At 60.5% G+C, this 22,407-nt stretch carries 16 protein-coding genes; 5 read left to right on the forward strand and 11 right to left on the reverse strand.

Features of this window, described 5'->3' with window-relative positions:
- The 5 genes from AC6I99_RS14560 to AC6I99_RS14580 all read right to left on the reverse strand — a co-directional run bounded on the left by AC6I99_RS14560 (position 1) and on the right by AC6I99_RS14580 (position 6,072).
- The gene (locus AC6I99_RS14560; protein ID WP_497944802.1) at positions 1 to 2,013 is read right to left on the reverse strand and encodes a glycosyltransferase; all 2,013 of its coding nucleotides are present in this window, start codon (positions 2,011 to 2,013) and stop codon (positions 1 to 3) included.
- The gene (gene glf / locus AC6I99_RS14565; RefSeq protein ID WP_224088062.1) at positions 2,010 to 3,194 is read right to left on the reverse strand and encodes a UDP-galactopyranose mutase; all 1,185 of its coding nucleotides are present in this window, start codon (positions 3,192 to 3,194) and stop codon (positions 2,010 to 2,012) included. The genes AC6I99_RS14560 and glf overlap by 4 nt, the downstream gene beginning before the upstream one ends.
- A gap of 186 nt (positions 3,195 to 3,380) precedes the next feature.
- On the reverse strand, positions 3,381 to 4,367 hold the full coding sequence (locus AC6I99_RS14570) for a Gfo/Idh/MocA family protein (RefSeq protein ID WP_224088064.1): 987 nt from the start codon (positions 4,365 to 4,367) through the stop codon (positions 3,381 to 3,383).
- Positions 4,367 to 5,458: a DegT/DnrJ/EryC1/StrS family aminotransferase gene (locus AC6I99_RS14575; protein WP_224088066.1), complete on the reverse strand. Its 1,092-nt coding sequence runs from the start codon at positions 5,456 to 5,458 to the stop codon at positions 4,367 to 4,369. Before AC6I99_RS14575 ends, AC6I99_RS14570 begins: the two co-directional genes overlap by 1 nt.
- Positions 5,455 to 6,072: an acyltransferase gene (locus AC6I99_RS14580; protein ID WP_224088068.1), complete on the reverse strand. Its 618-nt coding sequence runs from the start codon at positions 6,070 to 6,072 to the stop codon at positions 5,455 to 5,457. Before AC6I99_RS14580 ends, AC6I99_RS14575 begins: the two co-directional genes overlap by 4 nt.
- Before the next feature lie 174 nt (positions 6,073 to 6,246).
- Here AC6I99_RS14580 and AC6I99_RS14585 point away from each other — a divergent pair, with 174 nt between their 5' ends.
- On the forward strand, positions 6,247 to 10,434 hold the full coding sequence (locus AC6I99_RS14585; protein WP_497944801.1) for a type VII secretion EssC family protein: 4,188 nt from the start codon (positions 6,247 to 6,249) through the stop codon (positions 10,432 to 10,434).
- Here the strand turns inward: AC6I99_RS14585 and AC6I99_RS14590 are convergent.
- On the reverse strand, positions 10,431 to 10,841 hold the full coding sequence (locus AC6I99_RS14590; protein WP_497947021.1) for a hypothetical protein: 411 nt from the start codon (positions 10,839 to 10,841) through the stop codon (positions 10,431 to 10,433). The genes AC6I99_RS14585 and AC6I99_RS14590 overlap by 4 nt on opposite strands.
- 338 nt (positions 10,842 to 11,179) lie before the next feature.
- Between AC6I99_RS14590 and AC6I99_RS14595 the strand changes: the two genes are divergently transcribed.
- Complete coding sequence (locus AC6I99_RS14595; RefSeq protein WP_003804966.1) at positions 11,180 to 11,428, forward strand: WhiB family transcriptional regulator; 249 nt, start codon at positions 11,180 to 11,182, stop codon at positions 11,426 to 11,428.
- Between the two features lie 117 nt (positions 11,429 to 11,545).
- On the opposite strand, the gene AC6I99_RS14600 is transcribed toward AC6I99_RS14595, so the two are convergent.
- Genes AC6I99_RS14600 through AC6I99_RS14615 form a run of 4 tightly spaced genes read right to left on the reverse strand, consistent with a single transcriptional unit; the run spans position 11,546 to position 19,907 of the window.
- Complete coding sequence (locus tag AC6I99_RS14600; protein ID WP_497961187.1) at positions 11,546 to 13,015, reverse strand: sensor histidine kinase; 1,470 nt, start codon at positions 13,013 to 13,015, stop codon at positions 11,546 to 11,548.
- A 32-nt stretch (positions 13,016 to 13,047) separates the two neighbouring features.
- Entirely contained in the window at positions 13,048 to 17,904 is a 4,857-nt protein-coding gene (locus tag AC6I99_RS14605; RefSeq protein WP_497944800.1) for an NAD-glutamate dehydrogenase, read from the reverse strand.
- Between the two features lie 57 nt (positions 17,905 to 17,961).
- On the reverse strand, positions 17,962 to 19,266 hold the full coding sequence (locus AC6I99_RS14610; RefSeq protein ID WP_497944799.1) for a CpaE/TadZ family protein: 1,305 nt from the start codon (positions 19,264 to 19,266) through the stop codon (positions 17,962 to 17,964).
- A complete protein-coding gene (locus tag AC6I99_RS14615; protein WP_224088074.1) occupies positions 19,263 to 19,907 on the reverse strand; it encodes an SAF domain-containing protein in 645 nt (214 codons plus the stop codon). The genes AC6I99_RS14610 and AC6I99_RS14615 overlap by 4 nt, the downstream gene beginning before the upstream one ends.
- 156 nt (positions 19,908 to 20,063) lie before the next feature.
- Between AC6I99_RS14615 and AC6I99_RS14620 the strand changes: the two genes are divergently transcribed.
- Entirely contained in the window at positions 20,064 to 20,279 is a 216-nt protein-coding gene (locus tag AC6I99_RS14620) for a helix-turn-helix domain-containing protein (RefSeq protein WP_216924027.1), read from the forward strand.
- 30 nt (positions 20,280 to 20,309) lie between these two features.
- Here the strand turns inward: AC6I99_RS14620 and AC6I99_RS14625 are convergent, their stop codons facing one another.
- Positions 20,310 to 20,879 carry a hypothetical protein gene (locus tag AC6I99_RS14625; protein WP_497944798.1) on the reverse strand — a complete coding sequence of 190 codons (570 nt, stop codon included), beginning with the start codon at positions 20,877 to 20,879 and terminating at the stop codon, positions 20,310 to 20,312.
- A 145-nt stretch (positions 20,880 to 21,024) separates the two neighbouring features.
- Between AC6I99_RS14625 and AC6I99_RS14630 the strand changes: the two genes are divergently transcribed.
- Entirely contained in the window at positions 21,025 to 21,813 is a 789-nt protein-coding gene (locus AC6I99_RS14630; RefSeq protein WP_497944797.1) for a LysM peptidoglycan-binding domain-containing protein, read from the forward strand.
- Positions 21,814 to 21,975: 162 nt separating this feature from the next.
- Positions 21,976 to 22,398 (forward strand): Rv3235 family protein, encoded by a 423-nt coding sequence (locus AC6I99_RS14635; protein ID WP_224088081.1) that lies wholly within the window; start codon positions 21,976 to 21,978, stop codon positions 22,396 to 22,398.
- Positions 22,399 to 22,407: the final 9 nt, after the last annotated feature.

Raw genomic sequence — 22,407 nt, forward strand, 5'->3', positions numbered from 1 at the left:
CTACTTTTTGGGCTCCGAGGCGTCGAACGTCTCTCGCCAGGACTCCATCGATGTGATCTGGGGCAGCGCCGCACGGTACTGGGCGCGGAGCGTCTCCCAATTCGAGAAAAGCTGCGCGTGCAGCTGCGCTGTCTCAACCAAAAGCCGGCGTGCCAGCTTGGGGTCACGCTGGTACCACGACGCTCCTGTGCCATCTGCATTGGAGACCACTGCGCTGTCAAGATGCGCCAAACTCCACCATTTGCCGTCCTGATGCGCTACATGGGCTTCAGGGTTGGTCCTGGCAGAATCGCGGACCGGAGCAAGGGTCTGCTTAAGGACCGTCTTGACCGCCCAGGGCAGCAGGCCAAGTGCACCCGGCTGCTTGTAAGTCTGCGGCTTCTTCGGCGGACGCTTACGGAAGGACTCAGGGAATGCGCCGGGGTCGGTCTTGACCTGGGAGTCAACAAAGTCCTCGCGCATTGCACGGAGCTTGGGCATAGTGGTGGGCAGTTGCTCGTGAAGCTTGCCTGGCCCCTCCAGGACGTCCCGGAGAGCCATGACACGGGCTTGCTCGGGGTAGTACTGCATCGATACCAAATGCTTAATGTCCGTGTTCAGGCTTTCCCGGAAAATCCGGCCACCCTTGGGGAACGGCGAATGCAGAAGAGTCGCGATGAGCCTGTTGCGTTCGTGGTAGTAAGCCTGCCAGTCGACAGAGTCATCTTTATCAGCCCATGAGACATGCCACACCGCTGCGCCCGGTAGCGTAACGGTCGGGAAACCTGCCGCGCGGGCACGCAAGGAATACTCGGCGTCGTCCCATTTGATGAACACGGGAAGGGACAGTCCGATGTTTTCGACGACGGTCTTGGGGATGAGGCACATCCACCAACCGTTGTAGTCAGCATCCCAGCGGCGGTGCAGCAGTGGCGTTGAGCGAAGGCCTTCTGCGGAGAAGTCGTGATTTCCCAGGCCCTCCACGGGTCCCCAAAGGAAACGGTAAAAATTCACTACTTCGGCGTAGGCGTGCAAAACGGACTTGTTATACATGTCGAACATGTGTCCGCCGACGATGGTGGGCTTGCGGCATAGGTCGGCAAATGCGACCGCCCTGAGCACACCTTCGGTTTCAAGCTCAATGTCGTCGTCGAGAAGCATGACGTAGTCGCTCTTATCGGAGACGAGCATCTCGTACATGTTCCGGGCGAACCCACCCGAACCACCAAGGTTGCCCTGGTTGATGATGCGCAACTGCTCGCCCATGGAGGCAGCGACGGCGTCAAACCCGTCTTCGTCGGCCACCTTCTTGTTGCCTTGGTCCACGATGATCAGTTCCGCGAGGATTTCACGGAGACCGGAGTCGGCGTCGATCGACTTGATGGTTTCCAGGCAGTAGTCGGCACGGTTGAACGTTGTAACACCCAGCGTGACTTTCCCCTGGGGCCTGCCTTCATCAGGAACAGCCCAGTGGGCGCTCTTAAGTGTCATTCCATCGCCGCCGGCGATGAGGTCGAACCAGTACCAACCGCCATCGCCAAAGGGAGCGAGCGTAAGTTCGAAGTCGTTCGACGCAGTTCCCTCAACGAGGATCGAGTCGACGCGCTGCGACGCGCCGCGCGCGTTCGACCGGTAAACGATGACCGTTCCTTCGCCCTCGGTCTCGATGTGCAGAATCGTCTTTGTGGCGATGGTCCATTTGCGCCAGTAGCTCGCCGGGAAGGCGTTGAAGTAGGAACCAAAGGAAAGACGCTCGCCCCGGCGCACCTGCACCGATCCGCGGTCCAGGATGTCCTCCGGGTGGAGTTTGCGGGCCATGCCCACTGCCTGAACAACTGCTGTGCCGTTGTCGTCCTGCTTGCGGATCTTATTGGTGTCCGGATCGACATACAGCGGCAGGGTATCGAGGTCGCGGTTGGCCGGGAAAACCACACGCTGGACTACTCGAAGGTTCTGCTCAGTCGACGTCGGGCTGTCTGCGGCTGTTGTGGCCGTCATGGCAGTCTCCTGGCTTTCATTTGTTGTGGCGGTCATGCGTCCACTCCACCACTTTCCAGCTTGGCGCCGCCCGTAAAGTGCGGCTTGATCTTGTTGTCGAACATCGACAGGGCCGAACCGATGGCCATGTGCATGTCCAAGTACTTGTACGTTCCAAGACGCCCGCCAAACAGTACAGACTTCTCGCCACGCGCAAGATCACGGTAAGCAAGCAGCTTGCTGCGGTCTTCTGTTGTGTTGACAGGGTAGTAAGGCTCGTCGCCCTTCTCCGCGAAACGCGAGAATTCGCGCATGATGACCGTCGCGTCCTTCGTGTAGTCGCGCTCAGGGTGGAAGTGACGGAATTCGTGGATGCGGGTGAAAGCAGTCTCAGGGTCCGGGTAGTTCATCACCGGGCACCCCTGGAAATCCTCGATCGGCAGCACTTCTTCTTCGAGGTCGATCGTGCGCCAGGAGAGATCACCCTCGGCGTAGTCGAAGTAGCGGTCCACGGGGCCGGTGTAGATGACAGGAACCTGTCCAAGGACGGAAGAGCGGCCGAATTCGCCATCGTCAAAGAAATCCGTGTTCAGGACAACTTCGATGTTGGGGTTGTCCGCCATGCGCTCGATCCAGGCCGTATAGCCGTCAACCGGGAGCCCTTCATGGGTGTCATTGAAGTAACGGTTGTCATAGTTGTAGCGCACCGGGAGCCTGGAGATGATCTCCGCGGGAAGGTCCTTCGGGTCCGTCTGCCACTGCTTGCCGGTGTAGTGCTTGATGAATGCCTCGTACAGGGGCCGCCCGATCAGCTGGATACCCTTGTCATTGAGGTTCTGCGGATCAGTGCCGGCAAGCTCGCCCGCTTGCTCCGCAATGAGCTGACGCGCTTCGCTGGGGCTCATTGCTGCACGGAAGAACTGGTTGATGGTACCGAGGTTGATCGGCATGGGGTACACCTCGCCTTTGTGGCTGGTGTAAACCTTGTGCTGATAGCTCGTGAACTTGGTGAACCTGTTCACGTACTCCCAGACACGTTCATTGGACGTGTGGAAGAGATGCGCGCCGTAGCGGTGCACCTCGATTCCCGTCTTCTCTTCATTCTCGCTGTAGGCGTTTCCTCCAATATGGTGGCGGCGATCAAGAACCGCGACCTTTAGCCCCAACTCGGTAGCGGCGCGTTCTGCAATGGTCAGGCCAAAGAAACCCGAGCCGACGACGACGAGATCAGCGTTCACAAACTCTCCTGTGTATTGGCGTGCGGGCACAGAAGTGCCCACGTCTACTGGTCAAGGCTACCCGACTTGGCCTGCGTTCCCCGTATCCGGGCCCATGGCCAAGCAGGGGCGGCCGGGGTCCACAAACACCGAAGGGAGGCTGGCACATGGCCAGCCTCCCCCAAAGACGATGCTTGATTTGGCGTATCAGAGGCAGATGACAGAGCCCGACTTCGCCGAGTCCAACACGGCCTCAGCAACCCGCAGGGTCTCCAGGCCTTCCGCCATCGTGACGATATTCATGGACTTTCCGAGGATTGCGTCACGGAACGCCTCGTGTTCCATTTTCAGCGGCTCCCGCTTGGCAAGGGCGAACCGCGTAGAGGATCCCTCGGAGACTCCCCGGAAGGCAGCGACGGAATCCCAGTCCGTCTGGAACGTTCCGTTCTCCACGAAGGTCAGGTCTGCAGAAATGGTGTCGGCGATGAAAGCTCCACGTTCACCCAGAACCACCGTTGTACGTTCCTTCATGGGCGACAACCAATTGACGATGTGATTGGTTACAACACCGCTCTTGAGGTGGCCAATGGCTGTGACCATGTCTTCATGTTCGCGGCCACTACGGGAGGTTGTGTGCGCTACGACGTTCACGAAGTTGCTCTGTGCGAGCCAAGCGGTGAGGTCGATATCGTGCGTGGCAAGGTCCTTGACCACCCCGACGTCGGCGATGCGTGACGGGAAGGGCCCCTGGCGCCGCGTGCTGATCTGGTAGACCTCACCGAGGTCACCGTTCCCGAGCCGCTCGCGAAGGCTTTGCAGCGAAGGGTTAAAGCGCTCGATGTGGCCGACGGCGCCGATGAGGCCTTTGGCTTCGAAGGCCTGGGCAATGCGTCCACCCGACTCGGAATCGTTGGCAATCGGTTTCTCAACGAGGCAGTGGATACCCGCTTCAGCAAGCCGCAACGCCACTTCCTCATGCAGGATGGTCGGAACGGCAGCCACTGCCATATCGATTCCCTGCTCAATCAGTTCCTCGACTGTGTTGTAGACAGTCAGGCCATCAGCAACATTGTGCGGATCGCCAAACGAATCCGCGACAGCAACCAGGTCAACGCCGTCAAGCTCGCGGATAACGCGGGCGTGGTGGCGGCCCATCATACCCAGTCCGATGAGGCCTGCGCGGAGGTTTGCCACTAGCTTCCTGCCTTAGCGATGGCGTTGACAGCCGTCACGATGCGGTCCAGATCATCCTGGCTCAAAGACGGGTGCACCGGGAGGGACAGTACGCTGGCTGCGGATTCTTCAGTGACAGGCAGCTCATCCGATGTCTGGAAGGGCGCAAGCCGGTGGTTCGGGATGGGATAGTACACGCCACAGCCGACGTTGTATTCCTCACGCAATGCCTTGGCGAAACCATCACGGTCCTCGGTAATGCGGATGGTGTACTGATGGTAGACGTGCTCATAGCCCTCGGCTACCTTCGGGGTGATGACGCCTTCGATGTTTGCGTCAAAGAATGCTGCGTTTTCCTGCCGCGTCTTCGTCCAGCCTTCAACCTTTGTCAGCTGGACGCGCCCGATGGCTGCATGAATGTTGGTCATGCGGGCGTTAAAGCCAACCAACTCGTTCTCGTACTGGCGCTCCATGCCCTGGTTGCGCAAGAGGCGGAGGCGACGTTCGACGTCGGCCAGGCCCGTGCTGACCATTCCACCCTCGCCGGAGGTCATGTTCTTCGTGGGGTAAAGGCTGAACATGGCGAAGTCGCCGAAGGTCCCGACCTTCCGGCCGTTGACTGCGGCACCATGAGCCTGGGCTGCATCCTCGAACACTTTAACCCCGTGCTTCGCAGCCAGCGCGCCAATGGCATCAACATTGAAGGGGTGCCCATAGAGGTGGACAGGCATGATCGCTGCCGTGCGGTCGGTAATTTTCGACTCAACGGACGCAGGATCCAGCGTGTAGTAATCAGGGTCAACATCGGCAAAGACGGGCGTGGCTCCGGTCAGCGCCACCGAGTTGGCCGTGGCTGCGAACGTGAAGGAAGGAACAATGACTTCGTCGCCGGCGCCTATGCCGGCGGCCAGAAGGCCAAGGTGCAGTCCTGAGGTGCCGGAGTTGACGGCGACAGCTGCGCGGCCGTCAAGAAGTACTTGGGAAAATTCCTGCTCGAATGACGCAACCTCCGAGCCTTGGGCAAGCTGGCCGGAGGCCAGAACTGCCTCTACGGCCTTGCGCTCGTCGTCGCCAATGATGGGTTTGGCGGGGGGAATGAATTCGGGGCTCATGCCTCTACCTCTCGAAGTGTCTCGTTCTGTTCAACATATGTGGCGCCGGTTTCCGGGCATACCCAGTTCCCGCCAACGTTCTGCAGCGGGAAGCCCGCCTTACCGACCCAGCCCCGCCGCTTGGCCGGAACCCCGACCATCAGCGCGAAATCAGGGACATCTTTGGCGACAACCGCTCCGGCGGCTACGGTGGCCCAGCGTCCGATGGTCACGGGAGCGACGCATACGGCGCGGGCACCGATGGACGCACCTTCACGAATAGTGACGCCCACTGGCTCCCAGTCGTGTGCACTCTTCAGGCTTCCGTCCGGACCTACAGCACGGGGATAGGTATCATTCGTCAGCACGACTGCCGGACCGATAAATACGCCGGCCTCGAGTTCTGCGGGCTCGTAGACAAGTGCATAGTTCTGGACTTTGCAGTTGTCCCCCATCTTGACGCCGGTGCCGATGTAGGCACCGCGTCCGACAATGCAATTGACGCCCAATTCGGCTTTCTCGCGGACTTGGGCAAGATGCCAGATCTTGGATCCATCACCAATTACCGCCTCGTCTGAAACATCGGCGCTCTCTGCAACCACTATCACCGGTGAAGGTCCCTTCTGATTGAGCACACGCGACAACGAGTTTCATCTTAGCCGAGACGCCATGTCCTCGCGTCAAGCCAGCGCCTTGAGCTGGTATCGCCAACAGTTATCCACATAGCCCAGGAAGGGGGCAGCAGGCTGCCCGGGAATTCCATAGCCTCAGTTCTGGAGGGCTGCGGGAATCCAGGAAGGAATGGGCAAATGATCTTTGAGTGCACACTGGTTCGTGGCCCGAATGCCGCATCACCGGAACCACCGGAAGAACTGACAATCATCGCTTTCGGTGGAATGCCGGGCTTGGAACTCCAGCGGCAATTGCAGGAGGCGCGGGGGGTCGGTCCGCTCTCAGTCGCAGGGGAAGACCTGTCCGCCCTGACTGTCGGACACCCGCCACTCGTGGCCGGGGCCGTACTGGTGGACGGACACTGTCCCGTTGAAAAGTCAGACTCCCCGGCAACGCCGCTCCTGCTCCTGTCCCATACCGGGCCGGGGGCGGGCTCAGTCTTTGCACTCCAGCGCGGTCACCACCACATTGGCCGCGGCGATGTCGACATTCGCATCCCTGATCCAGGCATGTCCCGCGAGCACGCCGTGCTGGAGGTGTCCAGCACCGCATTGAGCGTCACGGACACGGGCAGCCGGAACTCGGTACTTGTTGATGGGGAGCGTGTCCGTGAAAAGACGGTGACGTCGTCTTCGGAAATTCGCTGCGGCAATACAACCTTCACTATCGTTACGCCAAACAGCTCCACTCCCGGGATTCACGCCGACGCCGGCCGTTCCGTTGAATTGCCCCTTGAAGTCCAGCGTCAGACGGGCTCCTTGAACCGATGGTCGGTTGCCGTTGCGGCGGGGCTCCCGTTGGTAGCAGGCGTTGGTCTTGCACTCGCAACGGGAATGTGGATGTTCCTTGGCTTTACGGCCGTTTCCGCGCTGGGCCTCCTTGTTCCGATAATCACCGGAAGGAAGGGACGCCGGGAGTTCAGGCTTGCCGTCGCAACGGCGGCGCTGCAGGACGCCGAACGCCGCCGCCGATGTTCGCCGTCTGCTGCAGAGATCATCGTTGCCACCATGGTCCCGGCGGCAGGCTTGGTCCTGACCCCTCCGGCACCGCCAACATTGCCCGGCCCCGTGGCGGGATCGCCCGATGCGTCACCACCACGTCCGGCCGCCGGCTCGGGAACGTGCGTCCGGCTAGGTACGGCGCCCACCCTGGCCAATGTGCGGCTCGTCCCCGCAGATCCTCATTTCTGTCCACCGGCAATCGGAGCCATGCCAGTAACGCTGGGCGTGCACCCCGCGACTGTTGCGTTGCACGGCCAGGCCGGGCACGTCGATGCCCTGATCCGCTTCATCATCATGCAACTGTCAAGTTTCCCAGGATCCTCGGCCACACCGATTATTCTTTTGGGACCGATAGGGCGCCTGCCTCTCAGCGCCCGGTTCCTCCCGCACCTGACGCTTGCCACAAATGATGCGGCCGCGACGGCAGCTCTACGAAGCTCGAAGGGAAACAACAATGGCAGGCTCATAGTTCTCGATGACTCGCCGGGCGGAGATGAGTGCAATACCAAACTCCTGGAAGCCGCCTTGGAGGCTTCATGGCAGGTGTTTCGGCATTCCGGCCACTACCCCGGACCCAACGGTCCGGTCATTGAGATAGGACAGTCTGGAACATCCGCCAATTTACAGGTCCCCGGTGGCCTGCAGGAGTTCATCCCGGACTTGGTTCCACTGAAGGCCTTCGAACAGTTCTGCCGCACAGTGGCGTCCATCCCGCACCTGGAAGGCCCTGCCGAGGACGCCATTCCAGAATCATGCTCTTTGAACGACCTGCTTCCAGGCGGACCTCGAGGCATACTCCGGCGATGGGTTGGCGGGAACGGGCCAAACGAGCTCCAGGCAATTCTGGGGCAGGGCCAAGACGGCCCCTTGACGTTTAACTTCCATATTGATGGACCCCATCTCCTGGTAGCCGGAACTACAGGCTCCGGGAAATCGGAACTCCTGCGGACGATAGTGGCATCCATGGCCCTGAATCACTCGCCAGACGAGGTGACATTCCTGTTTGTCGATTTCAAGGGAGGCTCCGGACTACGCCCTTTACGTGGGCTTCCGCACTGCGTGGGCCTTCTTACTGACCTTGGAAGTCATCATCTTGAACGCGTGCTTACTTCCCTGCGGGGCGAGATCCGCCGTCGCGAGGAGTTGTTCGCGGACGCTGGAACTTCAGACTTGGCTGCATACCAACGTTCAGCTGCAGCTACAGGGGCGGCGATCCCCCACTTGGTCCTTGTTGTAGATGAGTTCCGAATGTTGGTCGACGAAGCCCCCGGAGCCCTTCGTGAGCTGATGCGCGTTGCCGCCATTGGACGGTCCCTCGGCATTCACCTGGTCATGGCCACACAAAGGCCACAAGGTGCGCTGACCGCCGACATCCGCGCCAACGTCACTTCAAGCATCGCACTGCGTGTTCAGTCAGATGCAGAATCAATGGACATCATCAATTCCAAAGCCGCTGCATCCATCGGCGTCGGCGTTCCCGGGCGGGCGTATCTTGTAAGGGCCACCGGCAATCCAGAGGAATTCCAGACGGCGTCCCTTGCTGTGCCAGCCACCGTCAGCCGGGCCCCGGGGGCAGCAATCGTTCAGTCGGCCGTTGGGGCCTTGCACCCTCCGCAGGACAAACAGCCAATGATCGGGAAGTCCACGGCACAGTCGGAAACAAGGGCGGAAGCGGTGGTCTCGGCAACCCGAACCGCCTGGCGCTCCCTGGGGCGGGCTGACCCCCGTCAACCTGTAGCCCCACCTTTGCCGGTGTCCATTGAGTGGAATGAAGATCTGTCCGCTTTCGGTATGGCGGGCAAGGACGTTGAAGACGCACCGGACGGGTCCATGACCCCCGTAGGTCCGTTGGGGATCGTGGACAGACCGGAACAGCAGTCAGTGGAGGCCCTGCAATGGTCGCCTTCCGACCATGGTCATTTCGCCATGATCGGCAGCAGTTCCAGTGGCATGCACGAATGCTTCAAGGCTGCATCGGCGATGCTGGCAGCACATGGAATCCCACCGCATCTGTACATCCTGGATTCAGTTGGAATGCTGGGAAAGCTCCGTCCAGACGGCAGCTATGGCGCCACACTGGGCCTGCATCAGCTGGCATTGGCGGTACGGGTCCTTGAGCGGCTCGCTGAAGAAATGGCACGTCGACGCGGGGCGGGCGAGGACGTGTCCACACGGCCCCGTTTGGTCCTGGTGGTTACTGGCTTTTGCTCATGGGCCGCAGCGCTCCGATCAGGGCGTTTCGCGTGGGCCGAGGATCTTTTAAGGGACATCATCCGGGACGGGACGCCCCTTGGCATCACAGTCCTGATCTCCGGCGAACGCGAACTCGTCAGCTCACGATTTTTCGCCGCAATCCCAAACCGGGCATTTTTCCCAACGGGCGCCACGGAAGAATCGCGCTATCACTGGCCCCGCCTTCCCGAAGTCGAGTCTGTCCCAGGGCGCGCTGTTGCCATGGGTGGATTTGTTCAGGGCGCAACCGCGGTGGTTCATTTCCGCACTGCACCCATCCGCACTGAACCAAGCAGGAATGACTGGCCGTTCGTTGATCTTCAACCTTCATCGGAACCACCCTTCCGTGTCCGGCCCCTACCCGAATATCTCAGCACGTCTGCTTTCGTTGCCGCGATGGCAGCTGTCCCAGAACCATCGGGGCGATCCCCGGGATCGGCGCAGTCTGGCAGCAACCGCATTGCACGTGAAGACGAGGACTGCGGGACATCGCCGGACTCGCTTCCCTTGTGGATCGGCCTTGGCGGCGACGAATCGGTTCCCGTGTCATTTCCCCTTGGGCGGCGTGGTGTCAGCATTATTATTGGAGGTCATGGCTCCGGCAAGACTTCGGTGCTGACATCCCTGATGGCCCTTAATTCCCAGGTTCCGTGGATCTTCCCGGCAGCTGGAACTACCACGGGTGCTTTCTGGGCAAGCGTGGCCCGCTCTGCCACCACTGGGTCGCTGGATCCTGCGAGCATCCTCTGTGTCGATGACGCCGATCTCCTGGATCCGGAGGGGCGCGCAGCTCTCGCCGCCCTGGCTGGCCGGACACGAGGAATGATCATGACTGCCACGACAGGTCCAGCATTGCTTCAGCGCTTGCCACTGGCTGCAGAGGTCCAAGCCAATGGCAAGGGCCTGATTCTGGCTCCGAGGACTCCCCTGGACGGCGACATCCTCGGCGTGAGGCTGGAAATAGAAAACCCGCCGCGTGCCGGTCGGGGCGTGATCGTCCGGGGTAACCGCGCGGTCCAAGTGCAGGTGGCGTTCACCACCGACTCCATGACGCACATCAGGAGCATCGAAAGCCAGGGCGGCATTCGCTAGAGCGCGCCCTGCGTCCCTCCCGCTCGCGACGCATATGCGATGACACGCTTTTGGAAGAGAAACACGATCGCCGCCAGCGCAGGCAAAATCATGGCCAACCCCGGCAGAACCAAGCCGCCGGTCATGGTTGGGAAACCGATGGTAAGGACGAACAACTGAGCCACCAAGGCGGCCGCTCGGGTCCATCGGTAACCGCGGAACAGGAAATGGCCCACAGCGAACAGCCAGGCCGAGAAGGCCAATAGGAGGCCCAGCGTAAAGACCGCTCCCCAAAACGTCAGGACAGGGGCTCCGGTCAACAGCTCGAAGGCGTACCAAGCCGCAGCACCAAGGAGGGCCAGTGCTTCCAACACGACAACGATGGAAATAACCAGGATTCCAGGAGGCTTCTTGCCTCCGGATTCCAGTCCCTGAGTTATGGGTCCCTCAGGCACAGGTCTAACTGGACCGTTGCTTCCATCTGATCCAGAGTTTGGTTGGGCCGGGTTAACAGGAGGTCTTGACACACTGGCACCCTACCGGACATAGTCATCTAGCAGTGAGGGCACTGGCGGCTGATGTGATGCATCGCTCACGGATTCAGGGCATTTCAACGACTAATACCCCTTGTTTACAAGGCGTTAACATGAAACGCTTGACTCAGACGACCAAGGGGGCCCATGCGGGCCCCTTTCCTTTGGAGCCTCTCGTGAATGTTTTCACAAAAGGCTCAAACTAGTTCTCACGAATGGAGTGACTGATCAGCATGGATTGGCGTAATCGCGCAGCCTGCCTCGACAAGGACCCGGAGCTCTTTTTCCCAGTCGGCAACACGGGACCAGCACTTCTGCAGATTGAGGAAGCAAAAAGCGTTTGCCGCCGGTGCCCGGTCGTGGACACTTGCCTTCAATGGGCTCTGGAGTCCGGCCAGGATGCAGGCGTCTGGGGTGGCATGAGCGAGGACGAACGCCGTGCACTCAAGCGTCGCGCAGCACGGGCCCGGCGCGCTTCTTAGCAGCTCGCTTCCCAGCAGGCAGTACAAGCACCAACGCGGAAGGCCGCGGACCACCTGGTCCGCGGCCTTCCGCGTTTAAGACAGCTGCCTGCTAAACCCCTCCACCTCCGGAAGGCGCTAAGCGCGGGCGAGGTTCAGGACAATTTCGACGGCGCTCCCGCCGCCCTCCCTGGGGCTCCATTGAATGGATCCGCCAAGCTCACTTGTGACCAGAGTACGCACGATCTGCAAACCCAGGCCTTCCGTGTATTGCCCGTCCGGCAACCCAACACCATCATCGGCAATAGTTACTGTCAGGAACTCGTCATTTCCGTCTCCCGCTGCACGGTCAGCGAGCAACCAAACGGTTCCCGTGCGTCCCTCCAAACCGTGCTCAACAGCATTCGTGACCAGTTCGTTGATGACCAGGGCCAGGGGCGTTGCGAAATCGCTGGGGAGTTCACCGAACATCCCGGATCTTTCGGTGCGTACTTGCTGGGAAGGTGAAGCGACTTCGGCAGAAAGCCTGAACTGGCGGCCGATGAGTTCATCGAAGTCGACGCTTTGAGTCAGGCCCTGGGACAGGGTCTCGTGAACAAGCGCGATGGTGGCCACGCGACGCATGGCCTGTTCCAGTCCCTGTTTTGCTTCGTCGCTGACCATCCGTCGGGACTGCATACGCAGCAGGGCGGCAACGGTCTGGAGGTTGTTCTTGACTCGGTGGTGGATCTCGCGGATCGTCGCGTCCTTGGTGACCAGCTCCATTTCGCGGCGCCTCAACTCGGACACGTCGCGGCACAAAACAAGGGCGCCAAAGCGATGTTGCTCGTCGCGCAAAGGAATGGCACGCAGGGACAGGCTAACCCCCCTGGACTCAATTTCGCTGCGCCATGGCATTCGGCCAGTGACAACCAACGGCAGCGTCTCGTCCACCATGCGCCGATCCTTCAGCAATCCGGCCGTCACTTCAGCGAGGGAACGTCCTTCCAGGGACTCAACCTCGCCCAGCCGCCGGAAAGCAGATACGCCGTTGGGACTTGCATACTGCACAATGCCTTCAGCGTCGAGCCGGATGAGTCCGTCCCCCACACGCGGGGCACCTCTGCGTGATCCGGTTGGCGATGCGAAATCCGGCCACAACCCCAGAGTTCCCATGCGAAGGAGGTCGTAGGCGCATTGCCGGTACGTGAGTTCCAGCCTGGACGGCATACGGGAACTGGAAAGATCCATATGGGATGTGACAACAGCGAGAGTCCTGCCGTTGCGCACCATCGGCACGGCTTCGACACGCAGCGCCATTTCACTGCTCCAGCTCGTCTCACTGGAGCGCTCAATGGAGCGGCTGTTCCAGGCCTTTTCCACGAGTGGACGAAGATCCGAGCGGATGCCCTCACCCACGAAGTCCGCGTGAAACACCGTATGCGATGTTGACGGACGTACGTGGGCGAGGGCGATGTACCCAAACTCCGGATGTGGAAACCACAAGGCGAGGTCTGCAAACGCCAGGTCGGCGACCATTTGCCAATCGCCTACCAGGAGGTGCAGCCATTCAGCATCTCCAGGCCCGAAATCAGCGTGTTCCCTGATGGGGTCTGTAAAGATTGCCACTGCACCTCCATTTGCGACGCGGGGACCAGCCCCTAGCGTCGAACGATTGACCTCAAGAGCCTTAATGCTACCGATAGTGAAGCCATGTCATCGGCTTCGAGGGAATTGACCTCATCAAACATGGTCTTCGCCCGTCCAAGTTGTTCGGCATTCAGGCCTTCCCACGTCCTCAGGCGATCTTCGGCCGGGGTGCCGGGCGTGCTCGACTCAAGAACCGACGTCGTCATATCTGCGACGGTTGAGTAGAGATCGTCCCGGAGCGCGGCACGGGCAAGTGCCTGCCAGCGGTCGTCGCGGGGCAGGGCGCTGATCCGTTCCAGCAGCGAGTCCACATGGAAGCGGTTGAACACCGTGTAGTAGACATGCGCCACTTCCTCGACGCTGTTGGTCCCGGTCTGGGCAATCCTTGCGATGTCCAGCAAGGCATAGCTCTCGAACAGCTCCGCCCACCTGTGGGCCAGGTGATCCGGCAACTCCCAGCCACGGGCCTTCTCCAGCCAGCCGCTGATACGAACTTTGTCATCGCCACGCAGGTAGTCCAGCAATTTGGCCCGAAGCGGCACCATCATCGGCTTGAACGACTTCACGACGTCGGCAATCGGCCGGGACGCCATGCCCTGCCCGAGCACCCATCGGACGGCACGATCCAGGAGCCGGCGGACATCCAGATGGATTTCGCTCCAATGCTCGGTGGGGAACGACGCCGGAAGGGCGTTCAATTCCTCAACCATCGGATCGAGATCGTAGATTTCACGCAGTGCCACGAATGCTTTGGCTACCGCTACCTCGTTGGCAGAGGTTTCTTCGATCGCCCGGAAGGCGAAGGTGATGCCGCCGAGGTTGATGATGTCGTTGGCCACCACCGTAGCGATGATTTCGCGCCGCAGCGGGTGGGTGTCCAGTTCGGCGTCGAACCTCTCCCGCAACTGCTTCGGGAAGTAGGCGCGGATCGTGTCCTTGAACCAAGGGTCGTCGGCCAGGTTGCTGTCCCGGAGGGCAGCCGCCAACTCGATCTTCGCGTAGGCGGCCAGGACGGACAGCTCCGGAGACGTCAGTCCCTGTCCCTGTTCCAGGCGCTGACGCAGTGTCTCGGTGCTGGGCAGTGCCTCCAGGTCACGCTTGAGGTCGGCTGATTTTTCCAGCCAGTCCATCAGACGCTCGTAGCTGGGGCTCCAGTCCGCAACGCGGGTCCTGTCGTTGAGGAGCAGGATGTTTTGGTCGATGTTGTCCTGCAGGACCAGGCGGCCGACTTCCTCGGTCATGTCAGCCAGGAATGCTGCGCGTTCTGTGGACTCAAGCTTCCCGGCCGCCACCATGCGGTCAACGAAGATCTTGATATTGACCTCGTGGTCGGAGCAGTCAACGCCCGCCGAGTTATCAATCGCGTCTGTATTAAGGATGACACCCTGCAATGCGGCTTCAATACGTCCACGTTGCGTCAACCCGAGGTTGCCGCCTTCGCCGACCACCTTGACGCGCAGGTCCTTGCCGTCCACACGGATGGCGTCATTGGCTTTGTCACCTACAGCAGCATGTGTCTCGGTGCTGGCCTTGACGTAAGTGCCGATGCCACCGTTGTACAGAAGGTCCGCCGGGGCAAGCAGGATTGCCCGAAGCAATTCGGGAGGGCTCAGCTGGGTGGTCCCGTCCGGCAACCCCAGGGACTTTCGTACTTGGTCTGACACAGGGATCGTCTTGGCTTGGCGCGGGTAGACGCCGCCCCCTTCGCTGATGAGGGTCCGGTCATAGTCATCCCACGAAGACCGCGGGAGCTCAAAGAGCCTCTGCCTCTCCGCGTACGATGCGGCCGTGTCCGGGTTGGGGTCCAGGAAGATGTGACGGTGGTCAAATGCCGCCACAAGCCGGATATGACGCGAAAGCAACATGCCGTTGCCGAAAACGTCACCTGACATGTCGCCCACGCCGACGACGCTGAACTCTTCGGTCTGGGTATCGAGGTCGAGTTCGCTGAAGTGCCTCTTCACGGACTCCCAAGCGCCGCGGGCGGTGATACCCATGGCCTTGTGGTCATAGCCCACGGATCCGCCTGACGCGAAGGCATCGCCAAGCCAGAATCCATATTCGGCAGCCAATCCGTTGGCTGTGTCTGAGAACGTTGCGGTTCCCTTATCGGCTGCAACCACCAGATAGGAATCGTCGCCGTCGTGGCGGACAACGTCCGACGGCGGGACAAGCCGTTCGCCCTCGACTGTAGTTACGAGGTTGTCAGTGATGTCCAACAAGCCGCGGATGAAGGTCTTATAGCTTTCCACCCCTTCGGCCATCCAGGCGGCGCGGTCAACTGCGGGATTGGGCAGCTGCTTCGCGAAGAAGCCGCCCTTGGCGCCGGTCGGTACGATGACCGCGTTCTTCACGGTCTGCGCCTTCACCAGGCCCAGGATTTCAGTACGGAAATCCTCCCTGCGGTCGGACCAGCGAAGACCACCACGGGCCACCTTGCCAAAGCGGAGGTGGACGCCCTCCACCCGCGGAGAGTAAACCCAGATTTCGAACATGGGGCGCGGGAACGGCAGGCCTTCGATGGTGGTGGGATCCAGCTTGAAGCTCAGGTAGCCCTTGTTTTGGAAGAAGTTGGTGCGCAACGTCGACTCAATGAGGTTGACGAAGGTACGAAGCACGCGGTCCGCGTCCAAGGTAGCGACTTGCTCGATAGCTTCTGCCAGGGCAGCTCTTGCGGCACCTTGCTGCTGGGGACGCTTGCTTTCCTCGACGCTGGGATCAAAGCGGGCGGCAAACAAGACCGTCAGACCCCGCGCAACGTCCGGATTGGCCAAGAGCGTATCGGCGATGAACCCAAAGGAGTTGGTATTGCCCATCTGGCGCATGTACTTGGCGTAGGCCCGGAGGACCACTACCTGGCGCCAGTGCATGCCTTCACGAAGCACCAGGCGGTCAAAGTTGTCAGACTCGACTGCCCCTGTGACCGCAGCACCAAACGAGTCAGCCAGGAGATCTCCGGTGGCGAGCGGGTCTATGCCAGCCGGATACTTCAGCCCAAGGTCATACAGGAAAAAGTCGCGGTGATCCGCGGTTTCGATTTCGAAGGGCCGTTCGTCCAGGACTTCGAGGCCAAGGTTGTGGAAGTAAGGAAGGATCTGGCTCAGGCTCTTGGGCTCCATCAAGTAGAGCTTGACCCGCGCATCCTCCTCCAATGCATCACCGGCGCCTTCGGGAAGGTACACATGGACGCCGGGGCGCAGTTCCTTGCTCGCTTCCCCTGCCCGTTCGGCCTGGGCTCCATACTTTTCAAAGCGTTCGATGTCCTCCAGCGCATCTTCAACCTCGTAGTCCACGCGGTAACCGGGAGGGAATGCCTCAGCCCACAAGGCGGACAGTACTTCAGCGCTCTCCGCGGGACGGTTCTCACGAAGTACCTCGGCGATGCCTTCGCTCCAAGACCTTGAGGCACGCATCAGCCGGTGTTCGAGTTCTTCTACGTTGACATCGGCAAGTTCCGCCGTGCGTGGCAGCCTGATCCTGAAGAAGACGCGCGCAAGGGCCGACTCCGTGATCCTCGCTTCGTAGTCAATGCTCTCAGCTTGGAAGGTCTCGCGTAGTTCCTGCTCAATACGGAGCCTGACGCTCGTGGTGTACCGGTCACGCGGCAGGTAGACCACCGCGGACATGAAACGTCCGTAAATGTCGGGGCGCAGGAAAAGCTTGGTCCGGCGCCGTTCCTGGAGTCGCTGGATCCCAGTGGCCGTGGCCGCAAGGTCCGGGATTTCGATCTGGAACAGTTCGTCGCGGGGGTACGTTTCCAGGATGCCCAGGAGGTCCTTGCCCGAGTGTGAATCCATTGGGAAGCCTGCGTTGCGCAACACTGCATCGACTTTGTCCCGGACAATGGGAATGTTGCGGACCGAACCGGTGTAGGCACTTGTGGCGAAAAGCCCGATAAAGCGCCGCTCACCATTGACGTTTCCGGCAGCGTCGAAGCTCTTGACTCCGATGTAGTCCAGGTACGCAGGACGGTGGACGGTTGAGCGGGAGTTGGCCTTTGTGATCACCAGTGCCCGCTTTTCACGGGCACGCTTGCGGCCGGCGTCGGTGAGGTGCTGGATCTGTCGGGTGTTGTCGCCAGCACGGAGCAAGCCAAGTCCGCTGTCCTCACGAAGTTCCAGGACGTCCTCGCCGTCTTCGTTCACGAGGTCGTATTCGCGGTATCCGAGGAAGGTGAAGTTGCCGTCATCCAGCCAGCGCAAAAGGTCCTGCGCCTGCCTGAGTTCGGCAATTTGCTCGGGGTGGGAGACGCTTCCCAGCGCTTCTGCCAGTTCGAGTGCCTTGCTACGCATTTTCGGCCAGTCTTCAACGGCGGCGCGGACATCCCCGAGGACGCGTTGGAGGCCGGCAACCAATTCTGCGCGGGCTTCCTCGCTTACGCGGTCAATTTCGACGGCGATCCAAGACTCCATGTGCGACGAGTTGTCGTTGTCGCCGAGCAGGTGGGCGACGCTGGGCAGTGCCGCAGTGTCGCCACTGGAAATGCCGATATTTGACGGGACCCTGGAAACGCTGCTGAGTTCGCCCGTGACCCTGTCGCGGGTAACCACGAAAAGCGGGTGCATAACCAGCCGGATGGCGCAGTTTTGGCGAACGAGTTCGGCGTTGACGGAATCAACCAGGAACGGCATGTCGTCAGTAGCGATGTAGACAACGTTTCGGTCAGCCTCGACGCCGATTTCCACAATGGCATTTCCAGGTCGCCGGGACTGCGCAACTTTCCTGTGTGTGCTTGCCCGTGCAATCAGCAGCTCGGGCGCATACGCCCGTGAATCCTCCTCTGCGAGGTGCTCATAGTAGTCACCGAAGAAACCCTCACGGACAACTGCTGCATCGGACCGATCCTCCACGCTGGATCCTGACGACATCTACAAACGCCTCCATCACATGTTGATTGCTGCGACTCTGCAGCCCACATGGCGAGCCTAGCGCTTAAGCAGGCCGAAGGCTCTGGTAGATCGGCCAAGGGATTTGCGATTTTGCTGGATAGGTGCACAGACCAGCCCCGCAATGGCTTTTCGCAAGGGAGAGTCGGGCGATGATTCCAACAGGACAGACCCCGACAATAGGGCAGCATCGCACGCTTCCGCGTCTGCAGGTAAGTAGGCATCAATGCCATGCCCAGGGCCGAAGCGCTCCCATGCCTCGGATAATTGCTGCCTGGGCGAACGGCCCGCCGACGCCCGCTTAACTTTGTTGAGGAGCACGCGTGGTGTTGCGTGCGGAACCGCAGCTTCGAGCTCGGCCAGGCCACGGACCAACCGCGGAACGCCGATCGCGTCGGCAGCCCCCACGGCAAAAACCTCGTCCGCCAGCTCCAAACTGCGTAAGGTAGCGCCATTGCGGCGTGGCGCAATCGTGTCAAAGCTCAATTCCTCATCTGCCTCCAGGCAGAAGCCGGTGTCCACGACAACTACCTCGGCAACCTGCCTGGCCCTTTCAAGGACAAGCGAAAGTGCAGAGGCCCTCAGCTCAGTCCAGCGGTCCGCCCTTGTGGTTCCAGTGAGTACTCGAAATCCACCGCTCTTGGTGAAGACAGGCGTAGCAGCCCGGTCCAGTGCATCCGAATCCAGTAATCCTTGGTCAGCGAGCCTGCAGGCCTGGGCGAGTCCGGCCGACTCCTCCAACAGCCCCAGCATGGCCGACACGCTCGCACCGTAGCTGTCAGCATCCACAAGAATCACGGACTTGCCTTCGGCCGCCAACTCGGCAGCCATGTTTACTGCAACCAGGGTTCTTCCCGGGGCGCCAGTTGGGCCCCACACTGCTATTACCCTCCCCGATCCGGCCGCTTCGGTTTCGCGCGGTTCCGGCGCCAACTGGAATCCCGCAGATGAGTCTGCGAAGCCGGCGTCGGGAAATTTGCGGGCGCGGAGCGGCCCACCGTGGCGACCCACTGCATCGGAAATCCTCACGGCAAGGGCAGCGGGCTCAATATCGGTGGACGCAGTTACTACACCAATGGCAGTGAGCCTCGAGATCTCCACCGGGTCCACAGTCAAGGCGAGAATGGACACACCCACGGCAGCCAGCCGATCCACCAATGTAGCGGTTAGTTCTTCGCAGCCTTCCGCGACGACTGCCGCCAGGGCAAGGCCGCTTTGGCAGGCAGCCATCAACTCCGCAAGCTCTGAACACCGGCGGACCACCGTCACGGGGCCATGCAATCGCTCCAGCCCGCCAACCACCGCTTCCTGTGCCTGGCCAACAGTTATGACAGGGATGCTCATTGACTGACGCCCGCGGGGTTCCAAACTACAGATACCTTGGCGGCGTTTGCCTTTGCACCCAGCAGCTTCGGCATCTGTTTGTCCGTAACCAGCACGAGCACGACCGTTGTTTTTGAGGCTCCTAGGGCACCGGAACCCGCTGTTACCTCTGCGATTTCGGCACCAGGCAGCAATAGCTGTGGTTCTTCAAAAGCGTTTTGCGAGCCAGGCATGGCCACCCAGACGTCCACCTTCGCCCCGGGAACTGCCTGCGCTGGAAGTGACTCATCCATTGATATGGCAACAGGCTTGCGGTTCAGGCCGTCAGCCTGCCCGAGGCTCTTCTGTGGAACGAGTTGGCCCTTCTCAATTCTCTGCAGCGCCACCTTGCCCTGGGCAATTCCACCCTCCACGGTAACGTAGGCGGACTCGACGTCGTCCAAGCGAACCTGGACGATGGTTAGATCCCCCGGCCCCACGGTTTGGCCAACGGCAATGCCCTCCCGTGCTGCATAAACCTGTGTGGTCCGATCAGCGGTGCTAACAACCGAGATGACTCCGGCGACGGATACAAGCATGAGCAGCACTCCCACCAGCAGCCGTGGATCCTTCCAGGATGGCTTCTTCAACCTGTTGCCGGCCCCGCCTGTACTCGGATCCATTCTTTCTGCTCCCCCATTGAAGTTTCATGGCATGGTTGTCCGCGCCGCCTCTTCATTGTTGCCGTGACGCGTCGGAAGCCAAAGTCAAGAACGCCAAATCATGGGAAATTGTGGATAACTGTGCCAAACGGTGCCAACAGATGCCAAAATAGTCGCATGCCCCGATTCCTGACTCTGGCGGACGTCGCCGAACAGCTCCAGATAAATTCGCCGCAGGCCTACGCCCTGGTACGCAGCGGTGAGCTGAAAGCCATCCAGGTCGGAGGGCGCGGACAATGGCGCATCGAGGAAAAGATGTTGGAGCAATACATCGAGGAGCGGTATGCCGAGGCCAGCCGCATGATTGAAGAGGCCAAGTCCAAGTCGAGCTAGCGTGGAGGCGCCAAACACGCCTATGAACGGCTAGAGTCCTTGGTTCCCGCTTGAGCACAGGGCCGCAAGTGATGTGAAGGGAATAGTCCTCACGGCAGCCACAGCACCGCCCCGCCGTACCTCGCCCCGTGTATCGGCAAAATCGAAATGGTCCCGTCCGACCCTGTCGATGACACCATGGAGCCTGTGGTCTCCCGCCGGACCGGCGGCCAACACCACTGTCACCGGCGCCCTGTCTCGGGAGAGCCCCCGGAGGGCGCTGGCAAGACTAATCGAACTTTGGACCTGGGAGACGGGTTTTCTAGCCAATCTTCCGAGTCCGTAGTAATGACTTACCGATGCGCATGGAATGAGCCATTGCCGTCCGTTGTCGTTCAATACGAACCAGTCCCCACCGATGTGGCCCAGGGTTCCCCGGAGGGAAATGCCGCTGCCCAGCACCAATGCGAGCTCAGCTCCGGCGACTCCCCGAAGCCTGTCCGCAAGGTCCAAACCGGCGAGCTCGACCCGCACGCGCTCGGATATTTCCGATTCACGGGCCAAGGTGCGCTCAGCAGAAAACTGCGCTTCCAGATCTTCAAAGAGAGAGTCCCATCTCATATGGTCACAATAGGACCCGTAGCGCGTGGCTCCAACCGCAATCGGATTTTCCCGTCATGATTGGACAAAGTCCTTCGACTGTGCTGAGAATTGGCAAACAGCACTAAATGACATCAAACTGCACTAAAGAGCCGAAAGGGTAAGAATGAGCAGCGATCCACCAAGGATCCGCCACGACGCCGCAATGGCTAGCGTGCTCCTCGCGCTGGGACTTTTGCTGGTAATCGTTGGGCAAACCCTCTTGGGGCAGTGGCAGATGGATGTGGCCCACGGACAGAGAAGTACGTTCGAGCACCTCCTCGCCCTTGCATCCAGCGCCGCGGGAATTGCCATTGTGTCCTGGTGGATCCTCTCACTTGGGCTCGCAGCTTGGGCCGCGGTTTTGCATGGCACGGGAAGGAGCGGCAGCGCCAACGCCATCGCCAAGTTCAGTCCTGCCTTCATGCTGAGGCTGGCATGTGCCCTTCTAAGCCTGAATTTCCTAGGAGTTCAGGCGGCACAGGCAGCCGCAATGCCGGAACCTCAATGGCAAGCCACTTCCAGTGGCGGCACATCCATGGCAGCGTGGCATCCATCAGCTGGCACACAAGGACCCGTGCCCGCTGTGGAGGTTCCAGCGCGAAACACCGAAGAAAACCATGAGGCAAGGCCAGAGCCCGCCTGGCAGCCACGTCCACCCATAGTTGAACCCGGCCTCCTGTCGCGTCCGGGCTCTCGCGGGATGACGTTTGGACACCCCGCTGAGGCCGGCATTGTCGTCAAACCGGGTGACACGCTGTGGTCCATTGCCGCAGCCAGCCTTGGACCCTTGGCGACAGACGTTGACATCGCCCTGCATTGGCCCAGTTGGTATTCAGTCAACCGAAGGATCATTGGCGACGACCCTTCGACCCTGCGAGCAGGGCAAGTGCTGCAGCCCCCAACGCCAAGCTAAGGGTCTTCGCCGCCCATTAAGAATCCGACTGAACTGAACGGCACCCACTCAGGGGCATTCGTTCAAAAGGTAAGACCAGTCCCATTGTCATCCCAGACGTAGCAACCTGAGCCAAGCGATGCCCGCGCAACGGCTCACAGAGTGAACTCATGAGGATTGACCATGACTGCTGTAACTGCACGCCGCCACGCAGACCGCCAAAGAACCAAACGTTCCGCAACGAATGCAGGAGCCGACGCTTCTACCCTTGACGTAAGGCTAGTGGCACGAAGCATCGCCCAAGCCGCAGTAGAGGTACTTGCCGGGACAAGGTCGGCCCTCCAGCTGTCCAGATCCCTCGATGCGCCATGCTTCCTTTCGCTCCAGCATCGGGCCGCACTGACACGCCAACACGCTGCACGTACCCGCGGCTCGCTTCAAATACACAGAAGCCCAATGGTCCGCTCCGTCCGTGCTTGCGCCATTTCAGACTCCATCTACGAGGTCAGCATCGTTGTCTCTGAGGAGCAGCGCTCCCGCGCTATTGCCATGAGGTTGGAACAGTCCGAGGGGACATGGCAGGTCACCGCCCTGGAGATTGGCTAAGCACCTTAT

This window comes from Arthrobacter sp. TmtSoilC77, from assembly GCF_059739415.1.